Raw genomic sequence first — 17890 nt, 5'->3', positions numbered from 1 at the left:
TCTATCCGGCAAAGAGTTTTCCTTCTCTTCGCCGGACAAATCTTTTATTGTTTTACTGGTATACCCTTACATAGTCAACATACATATAATCCTGATATGTTTGTCTTATTCCTGAATTTGTATTGTATTCATTAATCTTTGTCCAATACTTAGGTGTTACATTCCCACCAAGGACTCCGCCTATAGCACAGTTAATGATAAGGTAGAAATCTTTATTATACGGCCATATTGCAGGAACGTTTACACCCTTTCCTGTAGCAACGTACATATCCGGATCATAAGTCCATGTTATTTTTCCATCAAGGGTAAATGTAACTGAATCAGGTGTCCACACAACACCATATGTATGGTATGCACTTGTTGCATCCTTTACAATAGCATTTTTGTACTTATTTCCTGAACTTGTTGGCATTCCGTTAAACCTCTGACAATGGATAGACTGTGGTATGGTTGTTTTTGATTCATCTTTAGTTGATTCAAAAACGTCTATCTCACCACACATCGGCCATGTTCCATATCCTAACATCCAGCCTGCTGCCCATGTTCCCTGACCTTTTGGTAATTTAGCTCTAAACTCAACTTTACCATACTTTAATGAATACATATCCTTAGTCCATATTTTAGTTGAATAATAACGATTAGGTACACATGATTTAGTTTCAGGATTATACTCAAACTGTGGCTTAATAATCAGATTTCCATCTTTTACTTCACTAAATCTCATTTGATAGTTCTGAAGTTCCTTGTTTCCGTATCCGCCGGCACCTGTTGCACCATTATTATTCCATTTTGTTGTGTCAAGCTCTGTTCCTTTAAATTCATCATTCCAAACCATTTTACGAACCTTATCGCTTACAACTCCTGAATATTTGGCACTGGTGTATATTTTCTTACCAACCTTTGAGTATGCCTTGACTTTAAAATAATATGTTTTGCCTACTGTTAAATTGTCAATTTTTGTTCTGCTTACATTACCAACTTTTACAGACTTAAAACCGCTTTTAGCATTTGTGGAGTAATATACATAATAACCTGTTATATACCTGTTACCTGATTTTTCCCACATTACTTCAATACCCTTGTCTGAAGCATTTTTTGCCTTGTCAATTGTAATGTTTGGTGGTGTAACAGTTACAGGAACACTTTTCTTGCTTTTTCCAACTTTAACCACAATTTTACATGCTCCGGGTCTTTTGGCTGTTACTTTTCCCTTTTTAGTTACAGTTGCAATTTTCTTATTGCTTGATGTGAATTTTGCACCTTTTTGTTTTACCTTAATTGTTGTTTTTTTGCCTACGGTTAAAGCAATCTTCTTTCCGGACTTAATAGTTACTTTAGCACTTGCGTCTACCGGATTTACAGCAATAATCGTGGCCACCATGGCTACTGCCATTACAATTGAAGTGATCTGCTTAAAAATCTTCATATTTTTTTGCCCTTTCATTAATATTAATATAGTTATGGGAAAGGTCACATGCATGACCTCTTCCCTGTTGCTTTATTCACCTGTAATACCGGTGTTTTCAATACCCTCGATAAACTGTTTCTGAACGAGAGCATATAATACTAATAATGGTGCTATTGCCATAAGTGTGGCTGCCATTCGGTTAGCTTCATTTACCACATTTCCCGTACCACTTGCAGCACCGTTATCAAACAATGCCAGTTTTCCAGGAAGTAATTCTAATGCATCACCCAACATAATATTTGTTGTGTAAGTTTCATTCCAGTTAAATACGAATGAAAACAGGAATACAACAAGTATAGTTGATATTGATAATCTGATTGCTACGTGATAGAACACCTTAAATGAGCCGGCTCCATCAATCATTGCTGCTTCATCTAATGATTTTGGAATCATGTTGAAGAAGTTATAAAATATCAAAATTAACATTGTGGAATAAGTTCCCTGGCCTAACAAAGCCATTAATATCTGAGGAATAGCTGTGTTAATCATCTTAATTCCAATTGCACTTTCTAATGTTCCAAATAACATAATTCTTGGAACTGTTAAAAGTGGAACCGGAAGAATGAATGCTAATATAAGCATTACGAACCAGAAATTATGTCCCTTAAATGTATATCTTGATAATGCAAATCCTGTCATTGCCGACACCGCTGTCTGTGCTATGGCAAGCACTGCTGAAAACAAAATCGAGTTAATCAGTGACGTTGGTATGTTAAGTGTTGATATTGCATTTTTAAAGTTGTCCAGTGTAGCATGTTTAGGTATCCAGCTTATTGCCGGGTCAATTAAATCCTTAGATGTCATAATTGCTTTTGAAATCATCTCAAAAATCGGCTCTAAGAAAATAAATCCTATACATATAAGTACAAAATATATTGCTACTTTAGAGATAATTGCAACACCTTTTAATTTCTTTAATTTGGCAAAGTTGATTTTCTTTATAGCTGACAAATCAATTTTCTTTGCACTTGTATCTTTATTTGCCATATAACTTTGCCTCCTTTGCCTGATGTCTCTTTTGAGCTGCAAGTCTTCTCTTCTGCTGTTTGTCTAACTTCTTTAACTTCTTTTCCTGTCTCTTTCTCGCCTTTATATCCTTTGGCTTTCGCTCTCTGAATAATAAGAATACAATTCCTACGATAATCAAAACAATTACAGTGTATATCCATGCGTAGGTTGCCGCATAACCTAATCCGCTTCCCGTTTCACCGGTCTTTTCTTCAATCAGTTCATACAACGGATTAATTGAATTAAACATACCAAGCTGAATAACTGTAAATATCGTGATAATAAGTCCAATCTGCTTTAACATTGGAATTGTTATCTTCCACATTATCTGCCATGCATTAGCAGAATCAATTCTTGCTGCTTCATAAATGCTTGTATTGATTTTCTGTAAACCGTTTATAAACAGTACAATAGGAATACCTGTAAACCATAAAATTATTGATAACTGGTCAAATATTCCTGCCAATGCTGATGCTAAAGCCGGTGAATAACTGTCAATAATCTGCATTATGAAAATGTTTGAATAAGCATTTGCCTTTTCCACTGCCGCATTGATTTTATCTGCTGCTGTTGCCTCTGCACTTTGAACCTGCATAATCTGTGTCATAACCGGTCCTGACATAATTACAACCGGAAGGAAATAAATTGTTCTAAGTATTCCCTTACCTGTAGTAATCTTGCAAAGGAGATAAGCAATGATAAATGATAATACTACTACAATAAATGTATACGGTACAATCATCTGTAAATACTTAATCAGTGCTGGAAGGAAATCCGTACTTCCTACAAAGGCTTCAATGTAATTGTTTATGCCTGTAAAATGGATTTCATATCCTAATGTTGTCTTTTTAACATTGTTAAAACTTAAGTAAATTGTAAATATGAACGGAAAAAGCGTAAATGCCAGAAATCCGATAATCCATGGAGCCATGAACATATAACCTGTTCTGTCCTGTCTCTGCTGATATGTACGCATTTTCTTTCTTTTCTTAGGTTTTGCCTGTGTCTTAGGAGTTGTTGCTGACTTAATCTTTTCTTCTGCCATTATTTAACACCTCCCTCTATAACTTTTGCACTCATGGCTGCTACTGTTGTATTTCCTACAGTAACATCTTCATCAGTGTAATTTATAACAATACTCTTTTGGCTGCCATCCTTTGAATAGCTGTTTTCTATTACACCATCCTGTAATACTTTTCTTCCATCCCAGTTGTATCCTGCAACCTGTGATAAAGGCTCGTTTACAACCTTATAAATATTCTGAATCAACTCTTCATACTGTTCAAACTCTGTTGAATAATAATCTGAAGATGTAGTTGATGCTAATAAGTAAGATGGCTGCTTAGTTAAAACAAATGACGGTGAAATGTTATAATCAATCATTCTTAACTGGTCTGTTGCTGAGTAGAATGAGAAGTTAGCATATGGTGCGTAAACTTCCATTGTACCGTGAAGTACCATTTGTAAGAATGGAACCGTATCAGTTTCGTAAACATACTGTGATGTTCCAACCGGTGACTGTAAATATCTGTCCGCATACTTCCATAAGTAAAGATTTGGATTTACAAGATTAACCTTTGTTCCTTTCTTTGTTATGTTTTCAATTGTATCCTGATATAACTTTACAGCTTGAGATACTGTTGTTTCAGCTCCATCACTGTTATATGTGCTGATTAATACATTTGAAGCACCTTCTATTGTAAATGACGGGCTTAAATCTCCCAAATCATCATACAAATCCTGAATCCACTGCGCAGTCTTTTTAGGTGCTGCGTATCCGTATTCCGTTACCGGAACATTCTTTGGAAGAACTTCTGATTTATCCAGTTCAAGATACCGTGTATTCAAATGCTTTGCTGCATTGTTATAGTAACTTACCATATCTTCATTAATTGTAGTAAATTCTCTTGAGAATGAAATATCTACATTCTTCTTGTTAAAGTCTGACATAAGGCTTTCAAAAGCACCCTTCTTTCCAATTGAGCCAGAGAACTTAGTGCTGTTTGGTTTTGCCAGCGTCTGTCCGCCACTTTGCCATCCTATTAATCCTGAATTAATGTTGCTTATTCCATCATCTAAAATTTTGTCCAAGATACTTCTTACATCATCAACTGTTGTAACATCAACTTCCTGTGTTGAGAATACACCCTTCTTAGAATCTGACATAAGGAAGTCAATTCTAATTGGAATATTTCCATCTGCTGTTTTTTCAGTTAATGTTCCATTGTCAATTAAATGCTGTCTGTATGCCTTAGCCATTCCTGTATAGTCTGCTGCCGGCTTTCCGTCGCTGCCGTCACCACTTAAAAACTGATATGTCATTGATATATCAAACTTGTTTGGCTCATCCTGAGTCTTTCTGTATGACTCACCTGCCTGATTTATAACCTGATAAAATTCAGAGTTGAATTTGAAGCTAGGGTATGCATATGTATATCTTACTTCACCTTCTCCTGATGATGAAGGTGTTGCATTAATTGACATATATTCATCACCACTGTCCGCATAAGCTACAAATGCTGCCTGGGTTCCGTCACCATGGGAAATACCAAATACCGGCATTGTAGGATTCTTTACAGGAACTGTATCTCCTAATGAATCATAATATGTAAGCTGTGTTGCAGGGTCTTCCCCATAAACCTTACCTTTATAATCACTGAATTTTGTCTTGTTGTCTTCAAATCTTACCAATGCACCGCTTCCATCAGGAATTAATGCATAACCCGGTGTAATTTCTTTTCCCTTAAGAGTTACCCAGTCCTGCTCATCTTTGTCATATGCTAATGTTGCGCCACCACTTGTTCCTAAGAACGGTGTAATAACAATGTTGCATATTTTATCAATGGCTTTTCCTGTAATTTCTTTATAAGGAATGTTGTATGTTATGTTTCCGTCATCTCCAAAAGTAATATATACATTAATGCCTAAATCTTCTTTCTCAATTTTAAATAAGCATTTTAATACATATTCACCTTTTTCCTTGTCTACTGCTTCAAGTCCTGAATTGCCTTCATCTTCATCATATGATGCTGATGAAACTCTTGAAGTCTTCATAGCCTTACCTGAGCCTGTGTAGTACTCAACAGTAAGAAGCGAGTTTGCATATGCACCATAACGGTCATTAGTAAAGGATGAATCCTTTGGTGTATTGGCAATTGTCTTTACGTCTGCCACACTAATTCCCAAATCATCTGCATAATCTTTAATTTCTGACGGGTCATTATCTTCCTTGGCACTGTTTACCACATCAAAAGCTTCTTCTATCTCTGATGGAAGTGCTATGTCAACACCTGTTTTCCAGATATAACCTGTGTTCTTGTTTTCAATTAAGATAATATCCCTGTCATCTCTGAAATAATATCTGTAATCTCCTTTTTCACAAAGAAGTTCATAAGCATTTGTTTTTTCAAGTCCCGATTCAACCTTTTCAGGAGCCGGTCTTGTATCTCTGTTTGTGTTAAGGAACGCAGCTGCTACCGCAACTCCAAGAGAAAGGACACATAAGAGACATACAACAAGTGCTGTTATTTTTAACTTTTTATATTTAGCGGCCTGTAACATTTCTTATAATCTCCTTTCCTACTGTTAATAAGAAGTCATACAACTGTTCCCACATGATAATAACTACCAGAACTACTATAGCTACAATTAACATAAACACTGCTGTTATCAGTAAACTTACCACTGTATTTTTGAAATCATAATCATGTACAGTTGAAAGTCCCTCAAATATAACTGCTATGCTCCATACAAGTCCGATAATCATTATTACTGTAAGAATAAATGACTCATTATATGTCAATACATATGACATTCCGATAGTTGCCAACATGCATATCATAACCGGCATTAATCCGTAAGCCGGAATCATGTATACCTGTTTTAAGGTTCCGTCACCATCTGTAATTGATGTTACAAGATAGTTACATACAATAAAGAGAATCAATATTGCAAAGAAACCAACTACCACTGCTCCCATATCCATATCTTCAACCTTTGTATACTGGTAAATAAATCCTTTTGATGTCTGATACAGCATATATACACCGAAAAATACAATGTAAATAATTGTTGCTGCTATCATTGAGCCGTTTTTATGTACCCTTATATCATAGTATCTGTCAATAGGATGCTTTGCACATTTGAAAGCGTATCCGATTTCACCAATAACCGGTGTATTCTTTAATACCTTTCCTAATGCACGTTTCTTTTTCTTAATAATTTTATTCCTATCAATAAATCCAATAATAACCTTAAGTGCAATTAATATAATAAGAATAACAAGAACTGTGCCAAGCCATTTCTGAATTGACTTATTTCTTACTTCCCAGAATGCATCTGAATATCCGTCTCTGTTTCCGGCTATTTCAAAATGTTCCATTGCCTTATCATATTTTTCTGCATTGAAGTATGCCTTTGCTACACCATTGTGTGCTAAAACCGACATCTGGTTAAGCTGTAATACATAATTCCAATCTTTAAGTGCATCATCGTAATCACCGTTTTCGTATTCGTCTAATGCCTTAAATATTGTTGTTGCATATTCTGTAGGTGTGAAGGACTGTAAGAATCCTTTCTTTCCGTCAGCTGTCCAGATATTTCCGTCCCTATCTACTGCTATTGTAGTAAGGGATGAGAACAAACCTGAAATATCAGTATCCTCTGCCTGTTCACCTAATGAGAATATTACTTCTCCTGAGCTTGTGTATACCCAGATAAATCCTTTAGAATCACTTGCGTAAATAATTCCATTATCATCAGCAGTTACATCGGTAAAAGCATCTGAAGATATTATTGCACCATTAAACATATTTTTTCCGTTTGTACTATGTTTCTTTAAAAGGTCACCACCCTTTCCCATACAAACTGAGTAAGCTGTTCCCTTCTTATCAACATATACATTAGAGAATGTTGATGGCAAAGTGTTTAACGCTGCGGATTTTTTCTGCTGTTCTTTTGTATAAATAATTTTTAAGAACACCTGCTGTGGTGTTAATGTAGCTTTGTTTGAGGTAAAGTAACCTAAGAATTCCCCTGTATTAGCCAACTGAATAATTCCGGCATATACACCTTCTGATACGATGTATAAGTTATTTCCGCTATCTACTGTCACTTTACTAGGTTCGTAGTTTGTATCTGCAAAAATCGGTGCCGTTGGTCTGTCATATCTTCTTACATATTCAAAGTCTTTTGTGAATCTGAATACTGTTTTGGCTCCGGTATCTGCAACATATATTTCTCCTTCGTTTGTTCTAAAAATTCCCTTTGGAGTATCAAATCCCGTAAAATCTTTAGATTCAACTGTCTGTTTATTTATGACTTTTACAACTTTTTCTGTGTTTAAGTCAAAAATTACAATTCTTCTGTTTCCGGTGTCAACGATGTATGCCTGATTGTTATCATCAATAATCATGTCCTCCGGATCTGAAAGACCTAAGTCTGTTATGGTTCTGTCCGGCAGGTAAGCATCCTGTGTTCTTACCATCTCACTTTGGTCATCCATTGTATATGTATAACTGGTTGCCTGAGAAGCTGCCACAGGTAAAACTGCCATAACCGTAAATATCAATGCCAGAAACAGAGCCGATGATTTTTTCCATAATTTTCTCATTTATCTGCCTCCTTACTTGATACCTGAACTTGCCATTGTGTTCATAACCTTTGACTGCATGCATATGAAAATTATAAGGTTTGGTAAGAACAGGAATAAACTTGATGCTGCTACCATACCTGCTGCCGCCACCGCATTATTTACACCAATGGAGTTACAATAATATGTTAATGTTCTTAACGCTTCGTTTGTAATGTAGTTGTTTGATGTTTCAACGTTATTCCATACCTGCTGGAATGTAAGCACTACTGATGTTGCAAGAGCCGGCTTTGTAAGTGGAACAATTACCTTTCTTAAAATGGTAACATCTCCTGCACCGTCTACTACAGCTGCCTCAATAAGTGCATTCGGAATACCGTCAACAAACTGTTTTACAAGGAACAAACTTACAGGCATTGCAATAAGTGGAAGGACATGTGCAAACCATGTGTTGTATGCTCCGATTCTTACTATAATTAAGTATCTTGGAATAGCAACCGCTGTGGCTACAAACATAAGTGCCATCTGGTTGACTTCCCATAAAGCTCCCTTTAATTTGAACTTCTTTTTAGAGAAAACATACGCAGCCATAATTGTAATGATTATTCCAAGTACAACTGTTAAAAATGCTACTATAAATGAGTTCAAAAAATATCTTGACATTGGAATACCTGTTGCACCTGATAAGCTAAACAGGTTTTTAAAGTTATCCAATGTAGGATTTTGTACAAAAAGTGTAGGTGGGAATCTAAACAATTCTCCTAAAGGTTTAAATGCATTATTTATCATAAATATTACCGGAAGGATCATAAATATTGATAATGGTAATGCAACTACATGGAACTTAATCTGTCCACGGGAAAATCTTGTAGGATTAATTCTGTTACCTTGAAAATTTGCCATTTATGTATCCTCCTTTCTAATATTCTTCTTTTTCAGTAAATAATGTATTGGCTACCTTACTACATACCCATACGAGACATAACAGTGCAACAGATACTGCCGCCGCATAACCCATCTCGTATCTTACAAATGCGTAATCATCAATGTGGTTGGCTATCAGCTGTCCGGAATATCCTGGTGTCGGGTTTGCTCCTGCTAACTGTACACCAATCCAACCCATGTTAAATGCATTTACAATAGACATAACCGCACCGAATAACATCTGTGGTTTCATTGAAGGTATCGTAATGTATATAATTTCCTGGGCTCTGTTTTTGATACCGTCCACATAAGCCGCCTCGTATAGTTCCTGATCTATGTTCATAATACCTGATATCATAGATAAGAATCCGATACCCATTGAAGACCACAGGGATATAAATATCATAATTCCCATAAAGTAATCTGACGAAATCAACCACTGTATAGGCTGATTAATAAATCCAAGTTTCTGCAGCCATGCATTAGCAAGACCGTTTTGGTCACCTGAGAAGATTGTCTTCCAGATGTACTGAATCATAATCTGACCTGCCATGGAAGGTGTGTACATTGCCAGGGCATATAATGTTCTTGCCCTTGGTGTAACCTGTGCTAATATCCATGCCATTATAAATGACATAACGTATCCGCCTACACCTACTACTATGGCATATAACACTGTATTTGGAAGAACGTATTTCATAAATACTTCATCACCTGTGAGAAGTGTTACATAGTTAGTCATTCCTGCAAACTTTGGTGTATTAATAACGTCAAAGTAAGTGAATGATAAGCCTATGGCAATTATGATTGGTAATAAAATAAATGTAAAAAACAATAATCCGTACGGAAGTAAAAGTAAAAACGAATGAAAACCTTCTGTCTGGTAAAACTTTTTACTGCTTCTTACTTTTACCTTTTTTGTAGCTACGGCTGTATTACTCATTCGAACTTACCTCCTCTCCCGGATCTGCTTTTGCCTTATCCTGATTTTCTTTTATCCAGTCATATCCCTGGAGTTTGAATTTCTTAACCATTTTTCCGTTTTCATCGTAATAGCCAAGTTCCTTCATTTTACGAACAATTTCTTTATTAACATCATTCTTTGCTTCATCTACTGCGACCTGACCTGCAGTACCGTCAAATACCATTGTTGTCCAAATATTAGAAATAGTTCTTTCCAGTAAATACTGTCCCGGTGTTCTTGTAACGTCTGTTACATAATTAATCTGTTCTGTAATAATCTTCTTGTCAGCTTCATCCATAGGGTTATTTTCCAATGCTGCCCTGTTAGCTGATAACCAGAAGAATGTCTTTCCATATGATGAGCGAAGTGTGTATGTATATTCTGTCTGAACGCTCTTACTTGTCCACCACTTAAGGAATTCCCATGCTTCCTGCTTCTTATCAGATGTGTTAAAGATTGCTCCACCTGTACCGTTTGCAACAAAAGTTCTGTTGACTGTTCCATCTTCCTGTTTTGTACCAAGATACTGTGAAATAGCCCATTTACCGTCTAATTCTTTTGCTCCGTTTTTAATAAGTGTGTAATCTTCCATTCCTACGATACCAATAGGTAATACTGAATATCTGAATGAGTTAAAGAATGTCTGCACTGATGTATCAAGAGAATACTTAGTAAACAAATCACCAAGTAACTGTAATCCCTTAACTGATTTCTTAGAATCAATACCTGTTGTAATCAGTCCATTATCATCCTGAGTGTACAACTCTCCACCATTCTGTAATATCATTGGTGCTGTCTGATAGAACCACTTATAACCTGTTGTTCCTAAAGAAATGTTGTGATAGAAGTTCATTCCATATCTCTGTAATGTAGGAAGAATTTCAATTAAATCATCCCATGTATTAGGAACCTTTAACCCAAGGTTTTTAAATATATCCGTTCTGTAAACGATTGCATTAAAGTCTGTTGTTTCAGGTATAGCATACATTCCTTCATTATATACATATGATACAAATGAACCTGTAGGGAATCTTCTTGCTACAGTCCAGAAATCATCAAACTTAGTCAAGTCATATAAAGCACCACGGCTTGATAAATCAAATGGTACATATGACATAAGTCCCAATGCCACATCCGGTGTCTGGTCAGCTGCAATAGCCAGTGTCAGTTTGCTGACATCAGGCATTGTTGAAACCTTAACCTTAATATCTTTTCCGGTCTGTTCCTTATAATATGGAACAAACTCTGTATCTACCATCTTCTGAAGTAAGTCAACGTGAGTAATTGCTCTGTTTACCCAGATAGTAAGAGTTTTGCTGTCCTCTTTTGCTCCTGTTGCATATTTATCAGAAGTAAAAGTATTTACCAGTGATCTTACACCTGTCCACATTGAACTTGCCAATGATGGATTTGCACTTTTAATCTGATTCTTTTCTCCATAGATATAGATTCTGTCTAATGTAAATTCATTAGATGTTACCTCTGTTGTAAAGTTACTAAGTGAAACTAATATAGAGTTTTCAGCACCTGTTAAATCTTTAGTATGAAGTGCAATTTCATCAGGATATTTTTTCATTGTCTTAATAAATTGCTGTGCCTCATCAAGATATGCCAATATGGCACTTGAATTTCCATTTGGTGAATAATCCTGAAGCAAATATCTTATATGTTTAATAATTGTTTCGTAAGCATTAAGGTAATCAGAGATTTCCGGAATGTACTTTGTCATTTTCCAGTTTCTCTCTGTATCAACATCACTACCCGTAATTTTTGTAATTTCCAGCTGGAAATCTGTAAGATGCTGCTGTAAAAGAAGAGCATATCTGTATGCTTCCATTACCGGCTCATTTTCCTGCTTAATTGCGATAGTGTGTTTGCCTTCTGTTAAATAGAAATTGTAATTGTTTCCATCTTTGTCTGCCAATGTCACATTTTCATAGCCTGATGATACAGGTTCAAATGCGTAATTGTACATTTCCTCAAATGGAACTTCCCCATCTATTTTTATTGTTTCAAATGACTGGAATTCTTTCTTTCCATTGTCATAGTGGAATGCAATATTGTAATTTCCTGTTTTCTTTACATTAAATGTATATACAATTTCGTTACCTGCTGAATTCCACTGTAATGTATTTAACTTTTCGTGATCTATGTTGAATCTTGTAAGTGATGTATTTGTATCGGTTCCATACACAGCGTCTGTTGAATTTTTCTGTGTATAATAAACTGCATCAATTTCTAGCTGATCATCTTCCGCTGTTACTAACTCTGCATCCTGATGCTGTGCCGCATAGTCTTTATATGATGCAACATTTGTTTTTGCTTCCTGCGCCATTAACTTGCCAAGAGCTAATCCACCTGATGAAACATTTTCGATATTGATTTCATTTTCTCCCTTTTCTAAATAGAAACATAATGGTGTGCTTGATACATATGTATTGTTGTATAAGTATGTATTGGTCCATTTCTGTATTCTGTTCTGACTAGGTGCCATTTCATCACCATAGCTGTCTAAAGGAAAATCTTTCTTTTCGTCGCTTCCTACATATTTGTCAGTATCTACGTCTGTCCATAAAATAGGAAGTGCAATGGTATTCATTTCTGAATACTGCTGTTTTCCATTAATGGTAGCACTGACGGTGTAATCTGATAAGGACTCACCTACTGACATATAATCTATGTTTAAATAATATAATCCGGATTTTTCTACGGATACTTTATATTTGGCAACATCTGTATAGTCTAATTCCACCATGTCTGAATCATATTCTTTAACAGCTTCAGGCGTGGTGTCATCTGTGTTTTTCTTTTTCTCAGCGTAATATACCTTAGCATCTTTTCCGTTTTCTAAAACCGCCTGATGATTTCCCTCACCGATTTCTTTATTTGTCTTAATAAAGTCTGTATAGTAAACCTCTGTTTTTTCACCATCATCAAGGTACGCATTAGCCAATAAGTCATAAGCCTTTTGGACTTTATGATTATCTGCATCCTTTATGTAAGTTACTTTTGTACTAAATACAAACTGATTAAGGCATACAGCTGCAACAATGACACACACTATACCAATTATAATAGCAATAACTTTTCTTTTCATTGTTGTCCTTTCCTTTTTATAAAAGCGGAACTACGTTTTTGTAGTTCCGCAATTACTTATGTATTAATTATTAGTTACGATTATTTTAAGTCTGCGTCCTCAAATCCGTAATATTCTTTTAATGCATCTTTTAACTGTTTCTGTGCTGTCTGAATACGCTTGTTGCATGAATCATTCCAATCTGATAATCTTGACTTAACATTATCTGCCCAATCCTTATCAGTAAACCATGCTCCGGCAACATTTTCCTGTCCGCAGTTAATCCATTCGTAAAGTGTCTTTGTTGTGTCACCGTTTTCTGAAATTGTGCTAGTCCAGCATTTGTCAATGTAATCCCATGTCTTTCCTTCTTTCCAGATTTCAAGAACTTTCTGGAATCCTTCTTTATCAGCATATGCTTTATGAGCGTCAAGCTTGTTCCAGATTTCCATCTGTGCATCGTAATCATCACCTGAAACTACAGGGAATGTATCACCTGCTGCTGACTTAAGCTGACCATTGTCTGACCACTTCTGATCAAATATTGCCTGTCTTGCTGCTGTACTTGCTGTCCAGAATGAAGCAAATGTATATGTAACATCAAGTTTCTGTTTTTCTTCATCACTCCATTCAGATTTCTTGTCATCTAATGAATAGTTGTGAAGACAAATAGGATCCATAATTACCTTAATTGTATTTTCACAGTAGTCTGTTGATGGGTATGGGTAAATGTCCCAGTCAGCTGACTTAATATAAGCGTCGCTATCCTTTGCTGATTCATCAGCACCTGCTGTAAGGAACCAAGGATCTTCAAAGTTTACAAGAGATCTGTTGTTTGTGAAGTAGTACCAGCTATATGCTGAACATTCTTTTACAATATCCTTTGTAATCTTTCCAGCACCTGCTGCAACGTCAATAGACTTTTCAGCCCATTTAGGGAAATACTTAAGAAGTGATTTTACTTCATCACTATTTAAGTCAATTTTGTTTTCTTCCTTAATCATCTTATTAATAGTTGTTGTTCCAAGGTTTACAATATCAACAGGTGTTCCCTTTGAACCCCAGAATGTTTTTCCATCCGCCTTTGAAACAAAACGTGTATATTCATCAATGCTCCAGTCAGGCTTTGGAACGTTAATATTGTTATCTTCTGCTAATGCCTTGTTAACCCAGATTCCACCAGGAATTGTGTATGATGGAAGTCCTGCCTGGAATCCATAATAGTTAAGATTGCTCATAAGTGTTTCGTTATACTTCTTATATGTTGCGTCATCCTTGTATACTGACAAATCAGCAACTAAACCTTTTTTAATGTCGTTTATTACGTTTGTTGATCCCCAAATATCAGGATACTTTTTGTACTTCGCCTGGAAGTTTTCCATTTCCTGTTCCCATGATGCTGTGTTGTACTGATCAGGGTCACCAACTTTTGACCATAAATTAATCTTAATGTTAGGGTATACAGTGTGGAACTTCTGAGCCACTGCGTATACCTGTGCTACGTTCTGAGCCACAATCTTGCTAGGATCTGATAATTTCTTTCCTGCTGCGCTATCAGGATTTCCGATATCCTCATAGTATTCTCCATCACCGGACCATACCATAATAGATACTTCTCCCTTAGTGTCCTTTGCCAAACCTGTTGTAATGCCGAGATTGTCGCTGCCATCTCCGCCCTTCTTGCTCTCCTTAGAGCTTCCACAACCTGTTAATGCCATTGAAGCACCAAGTGTCAATGTTAATGTTAAAGCTAATGCTTTACGGCCTAATTTTTTCATTTTAATATCCTCCTTCATTTTGAAAAAATTTAATCACCTACATTAGAAACCACATAGTGATTTTCTTTAAAACGATTTTATCACAAGAATATGTACAAATCAACAGTAAAAAACGATTTTACAATATTTTTTATTGTAATATTTTAACAACGGATTGAAAACGCTTTTCATAATTTTTTACTATATTTTCTAATATAATTTTGTATACTTATCAATAATCCCAATATTTGGTGAAACGTTTTCACTAAAACACCCTATTTGGTGGCTAAAGATTTATTTTTTTCATGAAGTGTCTTATTCATTAATTTCTATTTTTCCGATAAATAAAAAAAGCAGCCACCAACTAAAAGTCAATGACCACTCTTTTCAGATAAATATTTTATTTTAATTAAGCTTCTTTTCTTTTTCTTGAAAAGACAACGATAACTGCTGCTGCTGCGATAGCTGCTACTGCACAAGCGTAAGGTCCGAAATCTCCGGTTGCTACTGTTGTTGTATTTGTAGCAGGCTGTGTTGTATTGCCACCATTGTTGTTCTGCTGATTGTCATTTGCTGCTGCAGGTGCTGCTAATGAATAATCTGTACATGTGATTACTGTAGCCTTTGCAGCCATATCTCCATCACCGTCTGAAATAGCTGACTTTCCGCCTTCAGCCCATGTGTACAAATCTTTTTCATCATCTCTGTCACCAAAATCTCCACCTAATCCAAAGTAAATTGAATTAGCATCACATTTAGCTGTAAATGTTTCATCAACTGTTACTGCCTGATTTTTTGGTAACTTAACCCATTTAGCAAATGCAATATTTTCCTTAGTTGCAATCTTAATTACAACCCATTTGTCCATCTTAGTTGATTTCAATGTACACTTTAATGTATACTGCTCACCTTTTTTAATATCAACTTTTCCTTTGCCATCCTGGAATACCTGGTATCCCCAAACACCACCCCAACCGATAGCGTCCATGTTAGCTGTCCAGCCTGTAGCTGAATTTTCCTTAAATGAACCTTCTGATGCTTCGTACCATACATTACCTTCTGAGAAACCTATGTAATGTCCCCAGGTACCTGCTGCGAAACAACTTGCGCTCATACCTACAGTTAATGCAACTGTAGCTGCTACTGCCGCAATTCTTTTTAATACTTTCATTTTATTTCCTCCTTTATTCAGATAAATATACCCGATATACTGTGAGTATAGCACGAAGAATACCGTAGTTCAATAAATAAAATCATTTTTATTATCCTTTCTAACAATTTTTACAATCTTTTATGTCTTATTCTGTACATTGTCAACAAAGTAGTTGTTTCTGCAATTTTAAACTTTTTCCCTTTGCATATTCATTTTTACCTATAAATATGTTACTATGTTTAAGGCTGTTTTTTAATAGTTTTATCATAATATGAAATCGGTTATTTTTATCTGATTTACATTAAATATAGGAGGTTATTATGATTCGTCTTATAGGAGTTTTTTTATTCCTTGTGGTTTACTTTATTATATCGTTACCAATACAGTTAGCTGAACTTATTATTCAAAAATTTAATATGGATATAAGAAATAAAAGCAGTCTTTCTTTTGTACAATGGGGATTGAAATGTGTAATGTTTATTTCAGGAGTAAAACTTGAAGTTACGGGATATGAGAATATTCCTAAGGATACTCCTGTTTTGTTTGTAGGAAATCACAACAGTTTTTACGATATTATTGTTACTTATCCGTTGATGGAACGACCAACAGGATTTGTTGCAAAAAAGGAAATAAAAAAAGTACCATTTCTTAGCTGGTGGATGTATTTTGTAAATTGCATCTTTTTAGACAGAAGTGATCCAAGAGCCGGGCTTAAATCTGTTTTAGATGCGGCAGGTCTTATTAAAAAGGGCATTTCTGTATTTTTGTTTCCTGAGGGAACCCGTTCAAAAGACGGAAATATGCTGGAATTTAAGGACGGTGGTTTTAAAATTGCTACTAAATCAAAGTGTCCCATTGTTCCTGTAGGAATAACAGGTTCTGCAGATGTTTTTGAGAATCATTTTCCTCTTATTAAATCAACTAAAGTAACTGTAACCTTTGCCGAGCCTATTTATACCGCTGATTTATCCAGGGAAGAAACCAAAGGACTTTCCGCAAGGGTTAAAGGAGAAATTCAAAATATTATTTCTAAATAATAACTTTTTGTTTTTTTGATGTTTAAAAAATTTTATGTCAATGGGGGTAAGCCATGGGCTTTGACCAATGAAAATTTTACTTTTAACCCTCTCATCTTAATATTTTATTGTAAATTTTTCTGTTAAATGATAGAATAACACAAGAGACAAAAAAGTGGAGGTACATAATGAATATTTTAAACAATATTTCACCAATTATGGCACTTAGCGGACTGACAATTGGACTTATTGTGGTGGTTGCAGTTTTGTTAGTAGCTGTTATTGTTCTTTATTTTATAGGTCGTAAAGCCGAAAAGAAACAGGCAGAGCAGGAAAAGACCATGAAAGAAAATGCTCAGACAGTCAGCCTGTTTGTTATTGATAAGAAGAAGTTAAAACTTAAGGATTCAGGACTTCCGAGTATCGTTCTTGAGCAGACACCTAAGTATGCCAGACGTGCAAAGGTTCCTATTGTAAAAGTTAAGGCAGGTCCAAGAGTTATGAATCTGATTGCAGATGCAAAGATTTACGATCAGATTTTACCAAAGCAGGAAATTAAAGCTTCTGTCAGTGGTATTTATATCACTTCATTTAAAAGAATACGTGGTCCTATCTACGAACCGCCAAAAAAGAAGAAACATTTTTGGCAAAAAAGTAAATAAGACAGCACATAAAAAAAGTCCCGATACACCGGGACTTTTTTTATGCATTTTTTAGTTTCTAAGCTGTCTGCCTCTCGGCAAGCTGCCTCTTTAATTCCTCTATTTCTTTTTCATATCTTCTACGTTCTTTTTCTATTTGACTTTGCTTTTCGTCCAGCTTCTCCTGCATCCTTTTGCGTTCAGCTTCTCCTCTTGCTTCTCCTAATGCTTCCCCACTCATTCTTGCATCCCTCATCATGTCATCAATTGCCTTACACATATCCTGCTTTTCC

At 35.6% G+C, this 17890-nt stretch carries 13 protein-coding genes; 2 read left to right on the top strand and 11 right to left on the bottom strand.

The annotated features are described in order from the left end of the window. Positions 1-52: 52 nt before the first annotated feature. The 10 genes from Q5O73_RS03340 to Q5O73_RS03295 all read right to left on the bottom strand — a co-directional run bounded on the left by Q5O73_RS03340 (position 53) and on the right by Q5O73_RS03295 (position 15958). Positions 53-1426 (bottom strand): family 16 glycosylhydrolase, encoded by a 1374-nt coding sequence (locus tag Q5O73_RS03340; RefSeq protein ID WP_302669033.1) that lies wholly within the window; start codon positions 1424-1426, stop codon positions 53-55. 72 nt (positions 1427-1498) lie between these two features. Beyond that, positions 1499-2455 carry a carbohydrate ABC transporter permease gene (locus tag Q5O73_RS03335; protein ID WP_021952100.1) on the bottom strand — a complete coding sequence of 319 codons (957 nt, stop codon included), beginning with the start codon at positions 2453-2455 and terminating at the stop codon, positions 1499-1501. Then, positions 2445-3521, bottom strand: coding sequence for a carbohydrate ABC transporter permease (locus tag Q5O73_RS03330; protein WP_118590004.1), 1077 nt, complete (start codon positions 3519-3521; stop codon positions 2445-2447). Before Q5O73_RS03330 ends, Q5O73_RS03335 begins: the two co-directional genes overlap by 11 nt. Beyond that, positions 3521-6037 carry a DUF5696 domain-containing protein gene (locus tag Q5O73_RS03325; protein ID WP_118590002.1) on the bottom strand — a complete coding sequence of 839 codons (2517 nt, stop codon included), beginning with the start codon at positions 6035-6037 and terminating at the stop codon, positions 3521-3523. Before Q5O73_RS03325 ends, Q5O73_RS03330 begins: the two co-directional genes overlap by 1 nt. Next, entirely contained in the window at positions 6021-8087 is a 2067-nt protein-coding gene (locus tag Q5O73_RS03320) for a YIP1 family protein (protein WP_302669032.1), read from the bottom strand. Before Q5O73_RS03320 ends, Q5O73_RS03325 begins: the two co-directional genes overlap by 17 nt. 12 nt (positions 8088-8099) lie before the next feature. Further along, on the bottom strand, positions 8100-8969 hold the full coding sequence (locus Q5O73_RS03315; RefSeq protein ID WP_021952096.1) for a carbohydrate ABC transporter permease: 870 nt from the start codon (positions 8967-8969) through the stop codon (positions 8100-8102). A gap of 16 nt (positions 8970-8985) precedes the next feature. Continuing rightward, positions 8986-9933 carry a carbohydrate ABC transporter permease gene (locus Q5O73_RS03310; RefSeq protein ID WP_118589998.1) on the bottom strand — a complete coding sequence of 316 codons (948 nt, stop codon included), beginning with the start codon at positions 9931-9933 and terminating at the stop codon, positions 8986-8988. Then, entirely contained in the window at positions 9926-13051 is a 3126-nt protein-coding gene (locus tag Q5O73_RS03305) for an extracellular solute-binding protein (RefSeq protein ID WP_118589996.1), read from the bottom strand. The genes Q5O73_RS03310 and Q5O73_RS03305 overlap by 8 nt, the downstream gene beginning before the upstream one ends. Positions 13052-13131: 80 nt before the next feature. After that, a complete protein-coding gene (locus tag Q5O73_RS03300; protein WP_302669031.1) occupies positions 13132-14808 on the bottom strand; it encodes a hypothetical protein in 1677 nt (558 codons plus the stop codon). 388 nt (positions 14809-15196) lie between these two features. After that, entirely contained in the window at positions 15197-15958 is a 762-nt protein-coding gene (locus tag Q5O73_RS03295) for a hypothetical protein (RefSeq protein ID WP_302669030.1), read from the bottom strand. A gap of 302 nt (positions 15959-16260) precedes the next feature. Here Q5O73_RS03295 and Q5O73_RS03290 point away from each other — a divergent pair, with 302 nt between their 5' ends. After that, on the top strand, positions 16261-16977 hold the full coding sequence (locus Q5O73_RS03290) for a 1-acyl-sn-glycerol-3-phosphate acyltransferase (protein WP_021952092.1): 717 nt from the start codon (positions 16261-16263) through the stop codon (positions 16975-16977). Positions 16978-17144: 167 nt separating this feature from the next. After that, complete coding sequence (locus Q5O73_RS03285) at positions 17145-17618, top strand: hypothetical protein (RefSeq protein ID WP_302669029.1); 474 nt, start codon at positions 17145-17147, stop codon at positions 17616-17618. Positions 17619-17676: 58 nt separating this feature from the next. On the opposite strand, the gene Q5O73_RS03280 is transcribed toward Q5O73_RS03285, so the two are convergent. Next, positions 17677-17890: hypothetical protein (locus tag Q5O73_RS03280; protein WP_368076737.1), on the bottom strand; the 214-nt coding region annotated here is incomplete at its 5' end.

Origin of the sequence: Eubacterium sp. AF15-50, assembly GCF_934835595.1 — a bacterium.
Classification (GTDB): Bacteria; Bacillota; Clostridia; order Lachnospirales; family Lachnospiraceae; genus Eubacterium_G; species Eubacterium_G segne.
Note: the sequence above shows the minus strand (reverse complement) of the source record. Positions and strands in the feature narration are given on the sequence as shown.

What these genes read in the sequence shown, in the direction of transcription:
- Q5O73_RS03340 (WP_302669033.1), bottom strand. Translation starts at nt 1,426, where the DNA reads ATGAAGATTTTTAAGCAGATCACTTCAATTGTAATGGCAGTAGCCATG.
- Q5O73_RS03335 (WP_021952100.1), bottom strand. Translation starts at nt 2,455, where the DNA reads ATGGCAAATAAAGATACAAGTGCAAAGAAAATTGATTTGTCAGCTATA.
- Q5O73_RS03330 (WP_118590004.1), bottom strand. Translation starts at nt 3,521, where the DNA reads ATGGCAGAAGAAAAGATTAAGTCAGCAACAACTCCTAAGACACAGGCA.
- Q5O73_RS03325 (WP_118590002.1), bottom strand. Translation starts at nt 6,037, where the DNA reads ATGTTACAGGCCGCTAAATATAAAAAGTTAAAAATAACAGCACTTGTT.
- Q5O73_RS03320 (WP_302669032.1), bottom strand. Translation starts at nt 8,087, where the DNA reads ATGAGAAAATTATGGAAAAAATCATCGGCTCTGTTTCTGGCATTGATA.
- Q5O73_RS03315 (WP_021952096.1), bottom strand. Translation starts at nt 8,969, where the DNA reads ATGGCAAATTTTCAAGGTAACAGAATTAATCCTACAAGATTTTCCCGT.
- Q5O73_RS03310 (WP_118589998.1), bottom strand. Translation starts at nt 9,933, where the DNA reads ATGAGTAATACAGCCGTAGCTACAAAAAAGGTAAAAGTAAGAAGCAGT.
- Q5O73_RS03305 (WP_118589996.1), bottom strand. Translation starts at nt 13,051, where the DNA reads ATGAAAAGAAAAGTTATTGCTATTATAATTGGTATAGTGTGTGTCATT.
- Q5O73_RS03300 (WP_302669031.1), bottom strand. Translation starts at nt 14,808, where the DNA reads ATGAAAAAATTAGGCCGTAAAGCATTAGCTTTAACATTAACATTGACA.
- Q5O73_RS03295 (WP_302669030.1), bottom strand. Translation starts at nt 15,958, where the DNA reads ATGAAAGTATTAAAAAGAATTGCGGCAGTAGCAGCTACAGTTGCATTA.
- Q5O73_RS03290 (WP_021952092.1), top strand. Translation starts at nt 16,261, where the DNA reads ATGATTCGTCTTATAGGAGTTTTTTTATTCCTTGTGGTTTACTTTATT.
- Q5O73_RS03285 (WP_302669029.1), top strand. Translation starts at nt 17,145, where the DNA reads ATGAATATTTTAAACAATATTTCACCAATTATGGCACTTAGCGGACTG.